The organism is Cupriavidus sp. GW822-FHT06G04 (genome assembly GCF_058799075.1).
Genome location: NZ_JBXALD010000003.1, coordinates 260,321 through 279,740, shown reverse-complemented (window position 1 = coordinate 279,740; position 19,420 = coordinate 260,321). Strand labels below are relative to the sequence as shown.

The 19,420-nt window shown below is 64.2% G+C and carries 15 protein-coding genes; 7 read left to right on the top strand and 8 right to left on the bottom strand.

All coding sequences use genetic code 11. From position 1 onward, the window contains the following. Positions 1-86: 86 nt before the first annotated feature. Together AC1RKI_RS08555 and AC1RKI_RS08550 are read right to left on the bottom strand one after the other, a co-directional pair. Positions 87-692, bottom strand: coding sequence for a DUF4142 domain-containing protein (locus tag AC1RKI_RS08555; protein ID WP_061954139.1), 606 nt, complete (start codon positions 690-692; stop codon positions 87-89). Between the two features lie 361 nt (positions 693-1,053). Continuing rightward, the gene (locus AC1RKI_RS08550; protein ID WP_492796019.1) at positions 1,054-1,728 is read right to left on the bottom strand and encodes a GntR family transcriptional regulator; all 675 of its coding nucleotides are present in this window, start codon (positions 1,726-1,728) and stop codon (positions 1,054-1,056) included. Between the two features lie 245 nt (positions 1,729-1,973). On the opposite strand from AC1RKI_RS08550, the gene AC1RKI_RS08545 reads away from it, so the two are divergent. From AC1RKI_RS08545 to AC1RKI_RS08520, 6 genes are all read left to right on the top strand, one after another. Beyond that, positions 1,974-3,272 (top strand): MFS transporter, encoded by a 1,299-nt coding sequence (locus AC1RKI_RS08545; protein WP_227461030.1) that lies wholly within the window; start codon positions 1,974-1,976, stop codon positions 3,270-3,272. A gap of 25 nt (positions 3,273-3,297) precedes the next feature. Further along, positions 3,298-4,479, top strand: coding sequence for a serine hydrolase domain-containing protein (locus AC1RKI_RS08540; RefSeq protein ID WP_492796021.1), 1,182 nt, complete (start codon positions 3,298-3,300; stop codon positions 4,477-4,479). Between the two features lie 61 nt (positions 4,480-4,540). Further along, positions 4,541-5,269 carry a maleate cis-trans isomerase family protein gene (locus AC1RKI_RS08535; protein ID WP_244787911.1) on the top strand — a complete coding sequence of 243 codons (729 nt, stop codon included), beginning with the start codon at positions 4,541-4,543 and terminating at the stop codon, positions 5,267-5,269. Positions 5,270-5,297: 28 nt separating this feature from the next. Next, positions 5,298-6,716: a dihydropyrimidinase gene (gene hydA / locus AC1RKI_RS08530; protein WP_227461027.1), complete on the top strand. Its 1,419-nt coding sequence runs from the start codon at positions 5,298-5,300 to the stop codon at positions 6,714-6,716. A 34-nt stretch (positions 6,717-6,750) separates the two neighbouring features. Then, entirely contained in the window at positions 6,751-7,488 is a 738-nt protein-coding gene (locus AC1RKI_RS08525; RefSeq protein WP_492796202.1) for an aspartate/glutamate racemase family protein, read from the top strand. A gap of 208 nt (positions 7,489-7,696) precedes the next feature. After that, positions 7,697-8,890, top strand: a complete 1,194-nt coding sequence (locus AC1RKI_RS08520; protein WP_492796024.1) for a phage tail protein — start codon at positions 7,697-7,699, stop codon at positions 8,888-8,890. A gap of 65 nt (positions 8,891-8,955) precedes the next feature. Here AC1RKI_RS08520 and AC1RKI_RS08515 read toward each other — a convergent pair whose 3' ends face one another. Then, positions 8,956-9,531, bottom strand: a complete 576-nt coding sequence (locus tag AC1RKI_RS08515) for a cysteine hydrolase family protein (protein ID WP_084003848.1) — start codon at positions 9,529-9,531, stop codon at positions 8,956-8,958. A gap of 495 nt (positions 9,532-10,026) precedes the next feature. On the opposite strand from AC1RKI_RS08515, the gene AC1RKI_RS08510 reads away from it, so the two are divergent. Continuing rightward, positions 10,027-10,488 (top strand): hemerythrin domain-containing protein, encoded by a 462-nt coding sequence (locus AC1RKI_RS08510; RefSeq protein ID WP_061954283.1) that lies wholly within the window; start codon positions 10,027-10,029, stop codon positions 10,486-10,488. Positions 10,489-10,562: 74 nt separating this feature from the next. Here the strand turns inward: AC1RKI_RS08510 and AC1RKI_RS08505 are convergent, their stop codons facing one another. The 5 genes from AC1RKI_RS08505 to AC1RKI_RS08485 all read right to left on the bottom strand — a co-directional run bounded on the left by AC1RKI_RS08505 (position 10,563) and on the right by AC1RKI_RS08485 (position 19,379). Then, positions 10,563-11,540, bottom strand: coding sequence for a bifunctional helix-turn-helix transcriptional regulator/GNAT family N-acetyltransferase (locus AC1RKI_RS08505; protein ID WP_061954128.1), 978 nt, complete (start codon positions 11,538-11,540; stop codon positions 10,563-10,565). A 144-nt stretch (positions 11,541-11,684) separates the two neighbouring features. Then, on the bottom strand, positions 11,685-12,218 hold the full coding sequence (locus AC1RKI_RS08500) for a metal-dependent hydrolase (RefSeq protein ID WP_150980760.1): 534 nt from the start codon (positions 12,216-12,218) through the stop codon (positions 11,685-11,687). A gap of 238 nt (positions 12,219-12,456) precedes the next feature. Continuing rightward, entirely contained in the window at positions 12,457-13,452 is a 996-nt protein-coding gene (locus AC1RKI_RS08495; RefSeq protein ID WP_420868824.1) for a Bug family tripartite tricarboxylate transporter substrate binding protein, read from the bottom strand. Positions 13,453-13,548: 96 nt separating this feature from the next. Further along, positions 13,549-16,014: a CaiB/BaiF CoA-transferase family protein gene (locus AC1RKI_RS08490; protein WP_492796027.1), complete on the bottom strand. Its 2,466-nt coding sequence runs from the start codon at positions 16,012-16,014 to the stop codon at positions 13,549-13,551. Between the two features lie 47 nt (positions 16,015-16,061). After that, positions 16,062-19,379: an acetyl-CoA carboxylase family protein gene (locus AC1RKI_RS08485; RefSeq protein WP_492796029.1), complete on the bottom strand. Its 3,318-nt coding sequence runs from the start codon at positions 19,377-19,379 to the stop codon at positions 16,062-16,064. Positions 19,380-19,420: the final 41 nt, after the last annotated feature.

Sequence of the window (19,420 nt, the reverse complement as noted above, 5' to 3'; positions counted from 1 at the left end):
GAATCGGCGTCATAGTGGTGACGCGAAGTCGACCCGGTACGTTGCGGCAGACGCCGCAACGCTTGGACCCTGGGCGACGCCCTACCCTATTTCCCGTCCACCTTCTTCTTCATATCGCGCGCCATCTGCAGATGGTTCTCCAGATCGGGCAGATGCTTTGCGGCAAACGCCTTCACGTCCGGGTCTTTCGCATTGCGTGAGGCTTCGCGGAATTTTTTCACGGTGCTTTCATGGGCGGCCACGCCAATGCGAGACGCGTACATCTTGTCGAACTTCGCGCCGTCCAACGCGCCGAGCGCCTTGATTTCGCCCTTCTGCATCGTCGATGGTTCCTGCGGCGCGGTCACGCCCTTCGATGACGCCAGCGAATCCAGTTCGCTGCCTACCTTGCCGTGGTCCTCGATCATTTTCGCGGCAAACGCCTTGACGTCCTGATTACCGCTCTTCTGCTGCGCCAGTTTGCTGGCCTCGATCTCGGCATGACCGCCCTGCGCTGCGTCCTCGATGAACTTGCGGTCGCCGCGGGCGATCTGGGACTTGCCCGTGGGCGCCGCGCTGGCGCCGCGCATGCTGTCCGTTGTAACGTTGCCTGTGCTGCCGGCTTGCGGCGTGACGCCCGAGCCTTGTGCCATGGCCGTCGCCGACACGAAGACGCAGGCTGCGGCCAGAGTTCGTAAAAGCGGTTGTCGCATGGGAATCTCCCTCCGTTGGACGTGTGAGCGAAGCAGTGCTTCGCCTGGTCTGGCCAACGTTGCGACGCAATAGCCATACCAGTGCCCACCGGCGTGCACGATCACTTGCAGCTAGGATTTAAATGGCGGAAAGCGGCGGCGGCGAGACGCCGCGATGGCGGCCGTGTAAGGGACGGACGTAAGCAATGCATTTACTACATCCGGCAAGCCCGACGCGATGGATCGGCGCCCCGTGTCGAAAGCTCGCTGTACAGGCGTTTCAATCGCCTGATGACAAACGCGCGCCGATGGCGGGATCGTCGCGCAAGCCCAACACAAGGCGATGCATACCACGCCGGAGGCGCGCGTTTAGCACGCCTGTTTAGCGTCCGCGCGATGCGTTGGCCGCGCGCGTAGCCGGCTCCGCCAGCGACTGCTCGACTACACGCAGCACTTCGCGCGCCGTGTTTTCAGAATGCTCGCGCAGGATGGAGGGCAGACGCTGACGTCCGGGCTCGCGCAAGGCCGCCATGATGGCTTCGTGTTCCTCGTGCGATTCCTGCCAACGCAGCATGTCCGCATTCGCCGCGCCACGCGCGCGATGCACCTTGCTCATCAGCGTGGCGTAGATGCCAGACAGCACCGCGTTGCCCGTGCTATCCACGATGAGTTGGTGGATTTCCTGATTGGTACGGAAGTAGTCGGTGCGGCGGCCGGCGGCGTGTGCGTCGATCATCGACTGATGCTTGCGTTCGATCCTGGCCAGCGCCACGTCGGTGAGCCGCTGCGCAACCAGTTCGCCCGCGTAGGCCTCCAGTCCGTGCAGCGTTTCGAAGGTGGAGCGCAGTTCCTCGAGGTCCAGCGGCGCCACGCGATATCCGATGTACTGGCGATGCAGCACCAGCCCCTCGGACACCAGGATCTTGAGCGCCTCGCGCAGCGGCGTCTTGGAAACGTCGAAGGCATCGCAGAACGCCTTTTCGTCGATCCGCACGCCGGGCGGCAGTTCACCCTCCTGGATCATCGTGCGCAGACTCGCGGCGATTTCGGCGGACATGCCGAGTGTGCGCAGGCGGGCGGTTTTGGGAAGGGCTTGTGTCACTGACGTCACCAGAATAGGGAATCTGCACCAGACCGAAGACTATCACACCCACATTGGTGCTTACCCTACAACTATATAAATCAATAACTTACATCCGTTGTAATTACAGATTACGTATCCTATACTCCGTCCCAGTTGCGCGACACACCCCTTCAAACGCCTAGACCACGCAGCACCAGGGAAGCAAGGAGACCCCCGTCATGTCCACCACAAGCCAGGCCGCCACGATGTCGGCCACGCGCAGCAGCGTCCGCTGGAAGATCTTCCTGATGATGTTGTTCCTCATCGCCATCAACTACATCGACCGCGCGTCGCTGTCGGTGGCGATGCCGCTGATCGCAAAGGAATTCGACCTCAGTCCCACCATGCAGGGGCTGATCCTGAGTTCGTTCTTCTGGACCTATGCGCTGATGCAGGTGCCGGGCGGCATGCTGGCCGACAAGTACAAGCCGCGCATCGTGATTGCCACCGCGACGATCTTCTGGGGCGCGTTCCAGGCGCTGGCCGCCGTGTGCACCAGCGCCACCACGCTGCTGTTGACGCGCTTGGGTCTGGGCGCTGCCGAAGCGCCGATCTACCCGGCCGGCGGCAAGCTCAACGCGATCTGGATGACCCAGAACGAACGCGGCCGCGGCGCCACGCTGCTCGATGGCGGCGCGCCGCTCGGTGCGGCGCTCGGCGCGATCATCATCACCTGGCTGATCGCCTCGCTTGGATCGTGGCGCCTGGCCTTCGTCGTGGCTGGCGCGGGAACCGTGGTGGCCGGCATGGTGGCGTGGTGGTACATCCGCAATGCGCCCCGCGAGCACGCCGGTGTCAACGAACTCGAAGCGCGCTACATCGAAGAGGCGCAGGCCAGCGAGTACCGCGCCGAGCCCGCCAACCTGTCGGGCCGCTCGCTCGACTTTTTCAAGTACCGCTCGGTGTGGTGCATGGCGATTGGCTGGATGTGCTTCAACACCGTGTTCTATGGTCTGCTGACGTGGATGCCCAACTACCTGAACAAGGTGCATGGCTTCGACATCAAGGCCATGGGCGGCGCCAGCTTCATCATCTTCTTCTGCGGCTTCATCGGCGAACTGATCGGCGGCTGGATTGCCGATAAATGGAAGGAAGCCGGCGGGCGTCCCAACGTGGTGATGCGCACGCTGTTCGGCATCGCCGCCGTGGTCGCCACCGTGTCGATCTTCTCGGTGGCCTACGTGACCAACCCGGTGGTGGTCGTGGCGCTGCTCTCGTCGACGCTGTTCTTCCTGCGCTGGTGCGGATTGTTCTGGTGCATCCCGTCGATCCTCGGCACGCGCAACAAGATCGGCTTCCTCGGTGGCGTGATGAACCTCGGCGGCAATATCGGCGGCATCAGCGTGCCCATCATCGTCGGCATGATCGTGCAGTTCACGGGCTCGTACTTCCTGGCGCTGATGTTCTTTGCCGCCGCCGGCGTGGGCCTGCTGCTGGCGTCCACGGCCATCGACTACGAAAAGAAGATTCCGGTCTGACATGCAGACGCTGGCGGAGAACCTCATGCAACGATTGTCCTGCCTCGCCGCGGCGGTGCTGCTGTCAGCCGGCGCACTGTACGCGCAAGCTGCGCCCGCCGCGCCGGGCGCCCTTCCCACTGCCCAGCCGGAGGCGGTCGGCGTCGATTCCACGCGGCTGGTGGCGCTGTCCGAATGGATCCGGCGCGACCGCCTGGACGTGCGCAGCCTGGTGGTCGTCAAGGATGGCAAGGTGGTCTTCGAGCGCTATAGCGAAGGCGCCGGGCGCGACTACAACCACGAGTTGTACTCGGTGACCAAGTTCATCAGCGCGCTACTGGTTGGCACGCTGGTGGGCGACGGCAAGCTCGCCGTCAGCGACGCCCCGGCGCCGCGCCTGGCGGCGACGCGCCCTGACCTCGCGCCGGCCCTGGCCGACAAGCAGCGGATCGAGTTGCGTCACCTGATGTCGATGGCAAGCGGCCTGTCGTACAAACTGGTCGAAGGCACCGACACGCTGTACTACGGCGTGCCGGATCGCCTCAAGGTAGCGGCGTCAGCCAGCGTAGGCAAGGCGCCAGGCACAGAGTTCGACTATATCGACGTGAACCCGGTGCTGGTGGGCGCCACGATCAGCCAGGTCGCCGGCATGCCCGAGCAGCAGTACGCGGCGAAACGCTTGTTTGAACCGCTGGGCATGTCTCACTATCGCTGGGACGGCGCCGATGGCAAAGGCGCCGTTTCGGGTGGCTGGGGTCTGCGCCTGAGGTCGATCGACATGGCGCGGCTTGGCATGCTGATGCTGAACCAGGGCCGCTGGAACGGGCAACAAATAGTGCCCGCGTCGTGGGTGGCGCAGATGACCACGCCTTCGGGTCCGGCCCGCGACTATGGCTATTACTGCTGGGTCAACAACATCGTCACGAGCGAGCGCGAATTCAGCGCGATGGGATACAAGGGCCAGTTCATCACAGTGCTGCCGAAGCAGAATGCGGTAATCGTGATGAACAGCATCATGTCGACGCAGGGCGGACTTCGTGACGCGAAGTATCTGGACCTGTATCGTCAGATGGTCAACCAATACGTGCTGCCTGCGCTGCAGGCAGGCAATACCGTCAAGCCCGACGCCGCGCGCCGGGCCGCGTTGAACAAAGAGCTGGAGCTGGCACGCGCCAGTCACGGCGTGCCCGGCACGCAGCTCGCGTTCAACGACACGCCAGAACAATAAAACCAATATCAACTTGAGGCGCTGCGCCCAGACGGCGCCCGACAACTCTTGAGAACCAACCATGAGCAAGCAGATTCGTCTCGGCATGTTGACGCCGTCTTCCAATACCGCGCTGGAGCCCATTACCAGTGCGATGGTTGCCGACCTGCCCAATGTCAGCGCGCATTTCTCGCGCTTCACGGTCACGGAGATTTCGCTGCGTGACCAGGCGCTGGGTCAGTTCGACCTGGAAAAGATCCTCGGGGCGGCGCGGCTGCTGGCCGATGCGCGCGTCGATGTGATCGCGTGGAATGGAACGTCGTCGGGCTGGCTCGGTTTCGACCGCGACCAGGCGCTGTGCAAGCAGATTACCGAGGCCACCGGCATTCCCGCCACCACTTCGGTGCTGGCGCTCAACGAAATCCTGGAGAAGACCGGCGCGCGCCGCTTCGGCCTGGCCACGCCGTACCTGGACGACGTGCAGCAGCGCATCATCGCCAACTACCAGCGCAGCGGTTTCGACTGCACGGCCGAGCGCCACCTCGACCTGCACGTCAACTACAGCTTCGCCGAAGTCGAGGAAGACACCATCCGCGGCATGGTGCGCGAACTCGCGCGCGAGAACGTGCAGGCCATCTCCACGTTCTGCACCAACCTTCACGCCGCGCATCTGGCTGAAGAACTGGAAGCCGAGACCGGCATCCCGCTGTACGACACGATCTCCACCGTGGTGTGGAAGTCGTTGCGGCTGGCGGGTGTCGATACCAGCGCCTTGAAGGGCTGGGGCCGCCTGTTCCGCGAAGTGGCATAAGTAGCAAAAGCATCGGAGAGCGATGACCATGCCCGCAGATAACAATCTTGATCTGGTGATCCGCAATGCTGACGTGGTCACCGCTTCCGACCGCTTCCGCTGCGACATCGGTGTACGCGGCGGGAAGATCGTGGCGTTGGGCCACGGCCTGCCCGCCGCGCCGCAGGAAGTCGACGCCACGGGCCTGCTGGCCCTGCCCGGCGGCGTCGATGGCCACTGCCACCTGGACCAGCCCATGCCCGACGGCATGCGAATGGCCGACGATTTCTTTACCGGCACGCGCGCGGCCGTGTGCGGCGGCACGACCACGGTGATCCCGTTCGCCGCGCAGGAAAAAGGCGCGTCCCTCAAGGCTGCCGTGGCCGATTACCATCGCCGTGCCGACGGCCGTGCGGTGATCGACTACGCGTTTCACCTGATCGTAGCCGACCCCACGCCCGCGGTGCTTCAGGACGAACTGCCCGCGCTGATCCGCCAGGGCTACAGCTCGTTCAAGGTCTACATGACCTATGACGACCTCAAGCTGTCCGACCGCGAAATGCTGGAGGTACTGGATGTCGCGCGCCAGCATCAGGCGCTGGTGATGGTGCACGCGGAGAACGCCGACTGCATTTCGTGGCTTACCGACAAACTCACCGGCGAGGGCCGCATTGCACCGCGCTTCCACGGCCTGGCGCGACCGGCGGTGGTTGAGCGCGAGGCGACCCATCGTGCCATCTCGTTTGCGGAACTGGTTGACGTGCCGATCCTGATCGTCCATGTATCGGGCAAGGAAGCCATCGAACAGATCCGCTGGGCGCAAGGCCGCGGACTCAAGATCCTTGCCGAGACCTGCCCGCAGTACCTGTACCTGACCGCAGAAGACATGGGCCTGCCCGGCGACGACGGCTACGAAGGCGCGAAGTGCGTGTGCAGCCCGCCGCCGCGCGACCCTGAAAACCAGGCGGCCGTCTGGCGCGCGCTGGCCAATGGCGTGTTCAGCGTGTTTTCGTCGGACCACGCGCCCTTCAATTACGACGATCCCGAAGGCAAGAAGCTGGGCGGCACGGCGCAGCCGTTCGACCATATTCCAAACGGCGTGCCCGGCATCGAGACGCGCCTGCCGCTGCTGTTCGATGGCGTACAACGGGGCAAGCTGTCGCTGCATCAGTTTGTCGAGCTCACGTCGTACCGGCCCGCCAAGATCTACGGCCTGTACCCGCGCAAGGGCACCATCGCCGTGGGCGCCGACGCCGATATCGTGCTCTGGGATCCTGTGCGCAAGGTGCGCATCGCCAACCGGGATCTGCACCACGCGGTGGATTACACACCGTACGAAGGCATCGAGGTGACCGGCTGGCCAATGACCACGTTCTCGCGCGGCGAGATGATCGTGCGCAACGGCGAATACCTGGAACCCGCGGCCGGGCGCGGCCGGTTTCTGGAAGCGGGACAGCCCGAACTCTGATGCGGCGATCGACGCCATGACTACGAAGAATCCGATGAACCTATTGATCGTCAATCCGAACATCAGCGCGTCGGTAACGGACCTGATCCAGGCCGAAGCGCTGCGCACCGCGTCTGCGGAGACGCGTGTCACGATGGCCACGGCCAGCTTTGGCGTGGCCTATATCGAAACGCGCTTCGAGGCGCTGGTGGGCGGCTACGCCACGGCCTGCGCCGCCGCCGAACACGCCGGCAGCTTCGACGGGCTGATCGTCGCCGCGTTTGGCGACCCCGGCTTGGCCGGCATGAAGGAACTGTTCGACGTGCCGGTGGTAGGGATGACCGAAGCCGCGCTGGCCAGTGCCTGCCTGCTGGGGCAGCGCTTTTCGATCATCGCGATCTCGCACCGTATCGAGGCGTGGTACCGCGAATGCGTGGCCGCGAACGGGCTGTCGGCGCGCCTGGCCAGCATCCGCTCGCTGCAGTCGCCATTGCGCGACATCGGCAGCGTGCAGGAAGACCACGCCGCGAGGCTGGAAGCGTTGAGCCTGCAGGCCGTGCGCGAGGATGGCGCCGACGTGATCATCGTCGCCGGCGCGCCGCTGGCCGGCCTGGCGCGCTCGCTGCAAGGGCGCATTCCGGTCCCGGTGGTGGACGGCGTGAGCAGCGCCGTGCGTCATTGCGAATCGCTCGTGACGCTGCACGCCGGCCACGCCCGCGAAGGCAGCTTTGCGCGGCCTCCGCGCAAAGCCAATGCCGGATTGCCGCCGTCCCTGGCCGGATTACTGGCCTGAAGCCGCGAGCCGGATTTTCCGCGCCTGAGGCGCCACCACCCAAAAAACCGCAAATTTTGCCGTTGTCTCCCCCACTACAGTGGGGCATACGCCGCACCCCTCCTGGTAAAGCCAGTCGCTACTATTTCGCGCCCCCGTGCGATACAAAAAACGCTCGGGATTTGCACTCTACAAGCGGAAATAGCGATTTTTGAACCGGGAGGTCACCATGCAACAACGTCAATGGGCCAGCGCGCTCTCACTTGCCACCGCCGTACTGCTCGCCAGCTGTGGCGGCGGGGACGATTCCAGCACCAACGCCAACACCACGGCAGCTCTGCCGGCTGCAACCTTGTCCGGCACCGCCGCCACTGGCGCGCCGATCGCCAATGGCAACCTGCTGCTCAAATGCGTGAGCGGACAAGCCAGCCTCACCACGGGCGCGGACGGCAGCTGGAGCACCACCACGGCCAATCTCGCACTGCCCTGCGTGATCCGCGTGCGAACCCCGGGCGGCGACTACCTGCACTCGTATATCGAAAATCCCGGCACGACCAATGTCACGCCGATCACCGAACTGGTAGTGGCCGCCGCATCGGGCAATCCCGATACGGAAGCGTTCTTCTCCAATTTCTCGGCGACGTCGGCAGCGGCCGCAAGCGACCGTCTGGCGCTGGCGATCACGCAAGTCAAGCAGCGACTGTCCAGCCTGGGCGTGAACGCGGATGCGCTGAATCTGCTGAACCAGAAATTCAACCCGCGCAATGGCGACGTCTATGACGACCGCCTCGAAGAAATCGCCACCCAGCTCAAGCTGACCAACAGCACGCTCGCGACGCTCTCAAGCGATGTGGCGCAGGGTGTCGTCGGCCCGATTGGCCCGAGCGGCCCGACTGGCGCCACGGGGGCCACTGGCGCTACGGGTGCCAGCGGTGCGACCGGGGCCACCGGTCCGGCTGGTGCAACGGGCGCAACGGGCGCAACAGGCGCAACGGGCGCAACCGGTCCGCAGGGCGCGCAGGGCGTGCAAGGCGCCACTGGAGCGACAGGCGCGGCCGGTGCGACTGGCGCCACGGGCGCCACCGGAGCGACGGGCGCGACGGGTGCCACGGGCGCAACTGGCCCTGCCGGCACCGTCCCCGGCCTCGGCAACCTGCCCGGTTCGATCAACGACGGCACGCCAGCAGCGGAATGCACGATGGGCACGGTGTGGCTGTCGGCCGGGGCTTTCGCCATTGGCGGCATGCGCGCCGATGGCCGAATCCTGGCGATCAACAGTAATACCGCGTTGTTCTCGCTGCTTGGAACGAAATTTGGCGGCGATGGCATGAATACCTTTGCGCTGCCCGATTTGCGCGCCCTGGAGCCAACCGGCCTGTATTACACGATCTGCGTGAGCGGCTATTACCCCTCGCGGGCCTGAAGCGCGGCTGCCGGAGGCCGCGGCACCGCTGCGGCTTCCGGCAACCTGCCATCACAGGACATCGCTCAGTCCATCAACGCCAACGCCTGCGGCAGCGACAGCACCGTGGAACGCGATTCGAAAGCCGTGGAGAAGAGATGGTCGTGCACGATCCGGTCAGGGTCGTAGCAGCAATCCTTGACAGTAAAGAGACGGAAATCCGCATCGCTTGCATAAGCCAGCGAAGAAAGCACCACGCCGGTGGATGCGATTCCCGCCATGATCAGCGTATCGATCCCTTGCGCGGACAGGCGCACCTGCAGATCGGTGCCGAAGAACACGCTGGCGCGATGCGCGACGATCACCGGCTCGCTGGCCTGCGGTTCCAGTTCGGGCGAAATCCTGTCGTCGACGAACCGCCCCAGTTGCCTGATGCCCTGCCCGTTCTTGTTCAACGGGCTCACTTCCGGATAGCCGGGGGAAAAGTGGATTTTGGCGAAATAGACACTGACACCCCGGGCGCGCGCGGCGTCGCACAGCTTGCGCGTATTCGCCAGCAGCACGGGCGCCACGTCCGGAAACAGCGCCATGATGTCAGTCTGATAATGCATGATCAGTAACGCTGTCTGCGCGGGAACGATGCTCGGTGGCTGCATGGTCATGGGCGGTGGCGTAGGGTTGTATCGACGCGCCAGCTCAACTGGTGCGGCGCTGCGGGATATTGATGGACGTCCATTTGGAAGCGCCGATGCTAGCCCGTTTGCATGACGTCGTCCAGCTTGCGAGCGCAGGCCGACGATGGGCACGGAAAGACGCCCCGGAGATACATCGTTGCGCAGCGGGACGACATGAAACGTTCGCCGCCACGCGCCCGAACCGGCGCTGGTTCAGCAAGGCCCATGGGTAACCCGCACCGCGTTTTGTAGAAAACGACATGCCTTCGCTCGCGCGGCGCGACGCTTCGTACGTGAGCGCCCGCGCCCCGGCTCGATCCGCCCAAATCCACGCGGCAAGCCGTTTTCCAGCCGCCTCGCCTGCCAGACGCGCCCCTTCCGGGAACGCCGCTGCCGCGCTGGTACGGCGCTTGCAATCCACGATCCGGCAAGTCCCGATCAATGCGCCACCAGCAGCGCAAACACTTCCCTACGGAGATCTTCATGGACAAGTCGAAAATTCCAGTCGAGCAACGCGCAGCCCTTGGTCTGTTGATGGACGATCATCGCGCGGTCAAGAAGCTCTTCAAGCAGTTCGAAAGCGCCAAGGACGCGGAAAAGCAGTCGATCGCCATGGAAACCTGTCAGAAATTGACGGTCCACGCGCAGATCGAGGAAGAGATTTTCTATCCTGCCCTGCGCGGCGTCTCGGACAAGATCGACGACATGCTCGATGAAGCGAAGGTCGAGCATGGCGTCGCGAAGGAGCTGATTGCGAAGATTGAAGGCGGAGAGCCGGACATGCTGGACGCCAACTACAAGGTGTTGACCGAATACGTGGGCCACCATGTGGAAGAGGAAGAAGGTGAACTGTTTGGCGCCGTGATCAAGGCGAAGGTCGATCTGCGCGAGATCGCCACACAACTGGAAGCCCGCAAAACCGAGTTGCTTGGCGAACCCGCATAAGCGGCTGCCTGGGCAGTAGCTGTGGCCCCTGCGATGCGCGCGGTGTAGCGCCCGCGCGTCTCAGGGTTCCGTCGTCATGCCCGCGGTCGCGCGCGCGTGAATCGTTGCTCGATCACCGGCGTGCCCCATTGCTGCCCTTGCGCTTCTTCAGCCAGGCGGAAGCCCACCGATTCGTATAAATGTCGCGCGGCATCGAGACCTTTAAAGGTCCACAAATACGTCTCGTCGAAGCGCGCATCGACAAACGCCATCGCCCGTTCAATCAGCCGGCGCCCGATGCCCGAGCCGCGCAGTGAATCGTCGACGATAAACCAGCGTAAATGCCCAACGCGGGTCGTGGCATCGCCATCAATGGCCACCGACGCCAAGGACCTGCCGTTCTCAACATAGAGCCAGAGCGCGCAGTCGGAATTGGGCAAAGACTGCGCAAACGTCGCCAACTCCGTCGCTACCTTGTGTTCGAAAAATACGCCGAAGCCCCAGTGTTTTGCGTAAAAGCGCGCATGCAGGCTTGCCACGTCGCCAATACAACCGGGCTGATAACCCTCCACGATGCGGCCCGTTTCCGCGCGAGCGTCAAGCGACGCTTCGCCGTTGTTATCCAGCGCCAGCGCATCGGCGTAAAGCGACATCGACCTGACCAACGTGCGCTGATCTGCCGGCGCCAGCCGCCGCAACGCATGAGACACCTGGTCGGTCGCAAAGGCGTCGATGCGTCGTCGCAAGTCCTGGCCCGCATCCGTCAGATACAGCTCGGACGATCGTCCGTCCTGGTCCGATGCTCTTCGTGTAACCAGACCGCCTGCTTCGAGCTTGGCGATCTGACGGCTCGTATTCGACTTGTCCAGCCGGAGGATATTGGCAAGGTCGCGCGCCTGAATGCCCGGGGTCGCGCCGATTTCGATAATGGCATGCACTGCCGATGGCGCGAGGTCGCTGTTTGCCAGCGTACTGCGCATAAAACCCAATTCACGGACCAGTTTGCGCGAAAACTCCCGTAATTCCAGAACGGTTTGCTCGCGCGATTGTGCGGGGGTATCGACAAAATCCATAGCGGGCTCCGATCTATTCGCTTGTTTGGCTGCTATTTGGTTGCGCTACGCAACCAATATAATTGCGCTTCGCAACTTTTACAAGGAACCGCTGAGTTCTGGTGGCGGGCGCGACTGTCAGCGTCTAGCCAGTTAAAAGCTCGCTCAGGAAACCAGCACCTTGAAAGGCAGTGCTGTCACATAGCGCAGAAATTCGACGATATGCGTCCGGTGCAGCCAGACGTCATCGAACACGGCAAAAGCGCCGAGCCAGGCCGCGGCCACAATGATCAAATCGCACCGTCCGCTCTTCCACCAGTTCAGCGAGTGACGGCGTGCGATCCAAGGCACACCTAGCGGATTGGGCCAGTCGGCCAGCAGATGCATGACGCCGCCGCATGCAAAGCCAAAAGCCGGTGCGGCGAGCGCATGCGTGCCAAGCGCGTGATAGGACCAAAGCAACAGGCCGATCCAGATGACACCCCAATGTGTCCAGCTGCGATGCGTAATCCATAGCCGACGGGACTTCGACCACCATGCCACTTCCATCCAGTCTGGCGCGGTGGCGCCCGGCAGCGCGGCGACAAAGCCGGCCACGCTCGCCCAATGCCATGTTCCCGCGCCGTGTCGCGCGATGACTGCGGCAGCGATGAAGGCGGCCGCCCATCCGGTGGCGTGGTGAGCTTTGCGCGAAGCCATGATAGAACTGCAGCAACGTGGGCCGTGGTCGATGAAGGGCCGCAATCTTGGCAGAAGCGCAAGCCAAACGCCAGTGGCGAAGCGCGACAAAATGCAATGAGGGCAGACGGATTTACCGGATATTTCGCGCGCTCGGACAGACCAGGAAGGCAAATTGCCAGTCGGTAAGCGGCAATTTTCACGTAGAAAAACGGGCAGAATTTCCGCCCGTTCTTTTATGCGTCGGCACGTCGGCCGATCAGTCCAGCGTGATGTTTTCCCGCTGGATCACCACGGCCCAGCTTGCTTCTTCCTTTTCGATCCGTTTGCCGAAATTCTCGGGATCGACCATCACGACGTCGCCCTGCTGGCTGAGCGCGCCCTTTGCCTTGGCGTCTTCGAGCACACCGCGCGCAGCGGCGTGAAGCTTCTGAACGATCTGCGGCGGCGTACCGGCCGGCGCGAGCATGCCAATCCAGAATGTAGCGTTGAACGGCGCGATACCGGCCTCTTCCACAGTGGGCACATCGGGCAACTGCGTCATGCGCCGCGTCGAACTGACCGCAATCGGCTTGAGCTTGCCGCCCTTGATCTGCGGCAGCGCGCTCCACGTGTCGAACGCCGTATCGAGTTCACCGCTGATCACCGCCATTTCCGCCTGCGCCGCGGATTTGTACGGCACATGAGTGGTGTTGATCTTCGCGCGGTTGTTGAGCATTGCAAAACTCAGATGCGCGATGTTGCCGGGGCCAGCGGAGCCATAACTGATCTTTCCCGGATTCTGCGTGGCAAAGCGAACCAGATCGCCGACCGATCCCACCGCGTTCTTCTGCGACCATTCCGGATTCGTCACCAGAATGAACGGCGCCTCCAGCACCAGCGTCACCGGCGCAAAATCCTTGGCCTTGTAGGTGCCCTTTTTGTAGATATGCGGATTGATCGTGATGCTGCTGGAATTGGTCACCAGCAGCGTGTATCCGTCCGGCGCGGACCGGGCCGCTTCCGTCACGCCGATCAGTCCGTTGGCGCCCGCCTTGTTCTCGACCACTACCGGCTGTCCGAGCGCTTTGGTAAGACGTTCGGACAGCACGCGTGCCACGGTGTCAGTGAACGATCCCGCCGGAAAAGGCACGATCATGCGGATCGGCTTGGCGGGCCATTGCGCCGTCTGCGCCGTGGCCGGGCTGGACAGTATGGCGGGAATGGCCGCCATCGCGGCCAGTGCCAGTCCAATTTTGCGTCGTTGCTGGTTCATGTTGTCTCCGTATTCTGGTGTTGCCTGGAAGGATCTGATCGTCCTGTTTGGGGTTCGCCCGCGCGCGGATTCGCGCAGCGCGGGCTTGGGTCTGCGCTATGCGGTCGCTCTCTTATGCTTCGGCCTGGCGGTTTGTCCTGTGACGCCGCGCCGCTCCAGATCGGCAAGCCGCTCAGTGTCGAGTCCCAGCACACGCCTCAGCACCTCATCGGTGTGCTGTCCGAGCGTGGGCGAAACATGCCGCATCGGCATCGGTTGTTGGCCGATGCGAAACCACGCCGTGCTGGCCGTGTACGCGCCGACATGCGCTCGCTCGACGTCGCGCCAGAAGCCGCGCGCGCGCAGATGCCGGTCCTGCAGCACCTGCCACATCGGCCGCACCACGCCCGCGGCGATACCGGCCTCCTGCAACTGCTGCATGGCCGTCTCCGCATCGCGCGTGCCGCACCACTGCGCGATGGCGGCGTCAATGCGGTCCTGCGCAACCCGGCGGCCTGCCGCGTGCGCGAGCTGCGGATCGTCGGCAAGAGCGCCACCGCCGATCACCGCGCACAATGCCGGCCACTGCGCATCGCCCACGCTTAGCGCGATCCACTCGTCCTCGCCAGCGCAGCGGTAACAGCCATGCGGCGCTGCCATGGGATGACGATTGCCCTGCCGCGGCGCGACTGTGCCGGTTACCGATTGTTCGATGATGAACGGTGCAGCCATCGGCAGCATGGCTTCCACCTGCGACAGGTTGACGTGCCGGCCGCGGCCCGTGCGCTGCTGTTCGAACAGCGCCAGCAGCATCGCCGCACCCGCGTTGAGGCCGCCAACCGGGTCGCCATACGCATACGACGTCATCGCCGGCGGTCCATCCGGATGTCCCGTGTACAGCGGCAGGCCACTGGCCTGTTCCAGCGTGCCGCCGTAAGCGCGGGTATTGCTCCACGCATTGCCAAGCCCAAACGCCGGCATCGACAGCATGACCAGCCGCGCGTTGCGCGCGCGCAGCGCTTCGTAGTCGAGCCCGAGCTTCGGCAGCACCTCTGCCGAGTAGTTCTCGATCACCGCATCGGCATGCGCCACCAGATCGAGCAGCAGCGCCTTGCCTTCGGGCTGCGTCAGGTCCAGCGTGATACCGAGCTTGTTGCGATTCATCAGATGGAAATTCGAGTTCTTTTCATAAAGCCTGTCGCGATAGAACTCCTCAGTGAAATGCGCGCCGCGCCACCAGTCCGGGTACGCGGTGCTTTCCACCTTGATGATTTCCGCGCCGAAATCGGCCAGCGTGCGTGACGCAAGCGGTCCCGCCCAACCCATCGTCAGATCGATCACGCGCATGCCCTTCAGCGGCGCCCGATCGTCTGACGCACGCGCCAGCCGCCGCGCGGGAACGCGATCGAGGGCCGACGTGCGGTACAGCCGATCGTGCTCGCCCTTCGACGGCGCGCGCCCGCCTGGCAGCGGACCCGCATCATCGAGACGCAACGGCACCACCGGCCCTTCGAACACCGCATCGCCAGCTTGCACCGGAACAAACGCGCCGCGTTGCCGATGCACATCCTGGCGCAGCAACTCGTCCATGGTTGGAACGATGACCGTGGGATGCCTCATGCCGCCAAGCAGTTCGAACCACTGCGCTGCCGTGCGCGACCGGAACGCGGGGATCAGTAGCGCGTCGATTTCATCGGCGCGTGCCATGCGATCGGGGCCGCTGGCGTAACGTGGATCGTTCGCCAGGTCTGGACGTCCGATCGCTTCGCATAGCGCCTGCCATTGCGGCAACGTGTGCGTGAAGATGCCGATCCAGCCTTCGGCGGCCTGATAGATGCCGGCGGGATGCGTGCCGCAGAACCGATTGACGCCCAGCCGGCGGAGCGGATGCCGTTTGTCGGGCACCATGCCGGCTTCCATTTCGACCACGCTCAGCGCGCATTCGTGCACGCTGAGCACGTAGCGCCGGCTGCCATGCGCAGCCCCTGCCAGCGCCGCCACCGCAGCGGCGAACGCGGAGAGGCCAGCCGCAATCGCGGTCTGCACGTCGTGCGGCATGTGCGGCGGCCCTTCGACCGGGCCGCTGCCATGCACCGCGCCGGCCAGCGCGCGACACACCGATTCGGCGCCCGCATACTCGCTGTAAGGGCCGTTCTCGCCAAACCATGTCAGGACGATTTCGATCGGCACGTGGCCCGCCGCGTCGGCGGTCCGCCATACCGGCCGCGACAGCACCGCGACGCCCTCAGTCAGTGCGCGCGCGTCCAGCACCACATCGCAGGTCTGGGCAAGCTGCGCCAGCCATGCGCCATCGTCTGCGTCGCCCTCGTGCACGGTGATGCTGCGCTTGTTGGTGTTCAGCCATGCGAACAGCGCGCTCTCGGGCGGCGCCGCATCGGACGTGGCCACCAGCGGCGGCATCTGCCGCCAGGCGTCGCCCGCCGCGCTTTCGGCCTTGATGACCTCGGCGCCGAAATCGGCAAACAGCTTTCCCGTGTAGGCCAGTGCAGGCCCCGCGCCGATTTCAAGCACGCGCAGCCCTGCCAGCGCCAATTGCGATGGATCCGGATTTTTCTGGGTCATGAAAACCTCGTGGCTCATTGCTGGCTCGGTGGTCATTGCGCCGGCGGCTACCATGCGTCGACGAAGCCACGGCGCGCGCGGCGGCCGCGCACTTCCGCCGATGCGATGCCTTGTGCAATCCATTTGCGCGTTTCGGCAGGATCGATCACGGCGTCGATCTCCACGGCTGCAGCCGTGTTGATGGCGTGGCCACGCTCGTACGATTGCGCCACCAGCTTGTCGAACAACGCCTTGCGCTCCGGGCCCTCCGGCAGCGCCTCCAGTTCCTTCTTGAAGCCGAGCCGCACCGCGCCTTCCAGCCCCATCGGTCCGAATTCACCGGTCGGCCAAGAGATCGTGAAGCTCGCCGAGCGGAATCCGCCGCCCGCCATCGCCATCGCGCCAAGCCCATAGCCCTTGCGCAGCGTGACGGCCAGCAACGCGACGCGCAGCTTGGCTGCCGTCAGGAACATGCGCGATACATGGCGCACCTGCGCGCGCGCCTCCACGTCGGGCCCCACCATAAATCCCGGCGTGTCGATCAGCGACACGATCGGCAGGCCATGCGCATCGCAAAGCTGCATGAAGCGCGACGCCTTGTCAGCCGCATCCGCGTCGATTGCGCCGCCCAGGTGATACGGATTGTTGGCCATGACGCCCACCGCCTGGCCCTCCACGCGCGCCAGCGCGGTATGGATCCCCGCGCCAAATCCGCCGCGCAGCATCAGCACGCTACCGGCATCGGCAATGCCTTCGATCGCCTTGCGCGTGTCGTAAACGCGCAGCCGGTTCTCCGGGACCACATGACGCAGCTGAATGGGGTCCGGCGCGCTCCAGTCGGCAACCCGTCCCTGGAACATCGACAGGTAATGGCGCGCCACGCGCGTGGCCTCGGCCTCGTTTTCCACCAGCACGTCGATGACGCCGTTGGCGTACTGCACCGGCGCGGGTCCGACGTCTTCCGGGCGAAAAATGCCAAGCCCGCCGCCTTCGATCATGGCAGGACCCGCCATGCCGATATTGGCGGATTTGTCGGCGATGATCACATCGCAACATCCAAGGAAAGCGGCATTTCCGGCAAAGCATCGGCCCGACACGATGCCCACCACGGGCACTTGGCCGCTCAGTTCGGCAAACGCCGCAAACGATGGCTGGTACAGACCCGACACGGACGGATAGTCGACGTCGCCGGGGCGGCCACCGCCGCCTTCGCCGAACAGCACCAGCGGCAGTTCGTCACGCAGCGCCACCTCGACAATGCGATCGGTCTTGATATGGTTGCGCTTGCCTTGTGTGCCTGCCATCACGGTGGCGTCATAGGCCATCACGGCGCTGCGCGCACGATCCTTGCCGAACAGGTCGCCGTTGACGCTGCCCACGCCGGTGATCAGCCCATCGGCGGGCGTATTGGCGATCAGGTCCTCGCGGGTACGGCGCGTAGCCTGCGCCGCCAGCGCCAGCGCGCCGTATTCGACAAACGTGTCGGCATCGCACAGGTCCGCGATATTTTCACGCGCCGTACGCTGATTGCGCGAACGGCGTCGGGCTACCGCGTCGGGACGATTTTCATCGTAGAGATAGGCATGGCGATCAAGCACACGCTGCAGATCGGCACGGATCGCCGCCGGGTCGTGGGTCTGCGCGGTATCGGCGGCAGCGCCATCGGCATCGGTCTGCTCCAGTACGATCAGCACCTGGTTTTCCGACGCCAGCGCGTTCTTTTCAAGCCGCAAGTCAACGACGCGGCCGGCGCATTCGGCGGCAATCGCATGCTCCATCTTCATGGCATCGAGCACCGCCACGGTTTGCCCAGGCTTGACGATGTCGTTCAACTGCACGGCAATCTCGACCACACGGCCCGTCAGCGGCGCGCGAACGGCCACCAGCCCTTCGTCGATCTGCTCCTCCGGCTCGGCGGCGCGCGGCGCGTGCGCCGCAGCCTGGCGCACCGCGCCACCGAGCAGCGCGTCCTGCGCGCGGCCCGCGTGGGCAATCGACTGCGCGGCTGCGGCCAGCTCCGGCAAAATCGCTTCGAAATGCCGCGTATGAATATCCTGCGTCAGGAAGTCGTCGCGCTGCACAAGCGCGCGCAGCAAATCCAGATTGGTAGGCACCCCGACAATGCGAAACTCCGCCAGAGCGCGCTGCAGCCGGCGCACCGCGGCGTCAAACTTCGGCGCAGCACTGCTAACGATCAGCTTGGCCAACAGCGTGTCGAAATTGGGCGACGGCTCGTAACCGGCATAGGCATGCGTGTCCACGCGCACGTCAGGACCCGTCGGTGGATCGAAACGTTCGAGCCTGCCATGGGCCGGACGCGCAAGGCCCTGCGCATCGGTCATCTCCGCGTTCACACGTACCTGAATTGCAAAGCCACGCGGCAGCGGCGGCAAAGCGGAATTCAGACCCAGCTCCGCCAGCGTGCGCCCCGCGGCCAAGCCGATCTGCAGCGCCACCAGATCGACGCCCGTTACCTGCTCGGTGATTGTGTGCTCGACCTGCAGGCGCGGATTGGCTTCGATAAAGACGAAATTCATCTGCTCGCCATCTTCGGTCTCTTCGACCAAAAACTCGAAAGTGCCGAGACTGCGGTAGTTGACGCGGCGCGCCAGGCGCAGCGCGGCCTTGATGATTTCGTCTCGCAGATGCGGTTGCAGCACCGGGCTTGGTGCGATTTCCACCAGTTTCTGAAAGCGTCGCTGCAACGTGCAGTCGCGCTCGCCCAACGCGATGACCTGCTCGCCGTCGCCGGCAATCTGGACTTCGATATGGCGTGCGCGCGCCACCAACCGCTCCGCATACAATGCATCGACACCGAATGCCGATGCAGCTTCCGAGCGACAGCGCGCATAGGCTTCGGGCAAGCCGTCGCGGTGCCGGACCACGCGCATGCCGCGGCCGCCGCCACCGCCCACGGCCTTGATCACCACGCCCGCGCCGCCCTGCGCATCGAAGAATTCTGTAATGGCTTCCAACGATGCGCCACCTGGCGTCGCGGGCATGACCGGCACATCACCGTCACGCGCCAATGCCAGTGCGCGGCCCTTGTCGCCAAACAACGCCAGCTGTTCCACCGTCGGACCGACAAACAGGATGCCGGCATCGGCGCAGGCTTGCGCAAAATCGGCGCGTTCGCTAAGGAATCCATAGCCCGGATGCACGGCGTCGCATCCGGACCCTTTGGCCGCTGCGATGATGCCTTCGATGTCGATATATGCAGCGGGGCCGGCGCCGTCGAGCGCAACGGCTTCGTCGGCCAGGATGCGATGAAGCGCGCTTGAATCGTCCTGCGAATAGACCGCCACGGTGCCAATCTCGAGATCGCGCGCCGCGCGCAGTACGCGCAAGGCAATCTCCCCCCGATTCGCAATCAGCAATTTTTTCAAACCAGTCTCCTTATTTATTTTGGAATGCAGTCACGCCCAAT

Bases quoted from the DNA above. Each gene is read 5' to 3' on its own strand.
- AC1RKI_RS08555 (WP_061954139.1), bottom strand. From the start codon at position 692: ATGCGACAACCGCTTTTACGAACTCTGGCCGCAGCCTGCGTCTTCGTG.
- AC1RKI_RS08550 (WP_492796019.1), bottom strand. From the start codon at position 1,728: ATGTCCGCCGAAATCGCCGCGAGTCTGCGCACGATGATCCAGGAGGGT.
- AC1RKI_RS08545 (WP_227461030.1), top strand. From the start codon at position 1,974: ATGTCCACCACAAGCCAGGCCGCCACGATGTCGGCCACGCGCAGCAGC.
- AC1RKI_RS08540 (WP_492796021.1), top strand. From the start codon at position 3,298: ATGCAACGATTGTCCTGCCTCGCCGCGGCGGTGCTGCTGTCAGCCGGC.
- AC1RKI_RS08535 (WP_244787911.1), top strand. From the start codon at position 4,541: ATGAGCAAGCAGATTCGTCTCGGCATGTTGACGCCGTCTTCCAATACC.
- hydA (WP_227461027.1), top strand. From the start codon at position 5,298: ATGCCCGCAGATAACAATCTTGATCTGGTGATCCGCAATGCTGACGTG.
- AC1RKI_RS08525 (WP_492796202.1), top strand. From the start codon at position 6,751: ATGAACCTATTGATCGTCAATCCGAACATCAGCGCGTCGGTAACGGAC.
- AC1RKI_RS08520 (WP_492796024.1), top strand. From the start codon at position 7,697: ATGCAACAACGTCAATGGGCCAGCGCGCTCTCACTTGCCACCGCCGTA.
- AC1RKI_RS08515 (WP_084003848.1), bottom strand. From the start codon at position 9,531: ATGACCATGCAGCCACCGAGCATCGTTCCCGCGCAGACAGCGTTACTG.
- AC1RKI_RS08510 (WP_061954283.1), top strand. From the start codon at position 10,027: ATGGACAAGTCGAAAATTCCAGTCGAGCAACGCGCAGCCCTTGGTCTG.
- AC1RKI_RS08505 (WP_061954128.1), bottom strand. From the start codon at position 11,540: ATGGATTTTGTCGATACCCCCGCACAATCGCGCGAGCAAACCGTTCTG.
- AC1RKI_RS08500 (WP_150980760.1), bottom strand. From the start codon at position 12,218: ATGGCTTCGCGCAAAGCTCACCACGCCACCGGATGGGCGGCCGCCTTC.
- AC1RKI_RS08495 (WP_420868824.1), bottom strand. From the start codon at position 13,452: ATGAACCAGCAACGACGCAAAATTGGACTGGCACTGGCCGCGATGGCG.
- AC1RKI_RS08490 (WP_492796027.1), bottom strand. From the start codon at position 16,014: ATGACCCAGAAAAATCCGGATCCATCGCAATTGGCGCTGGCAGGGCTG.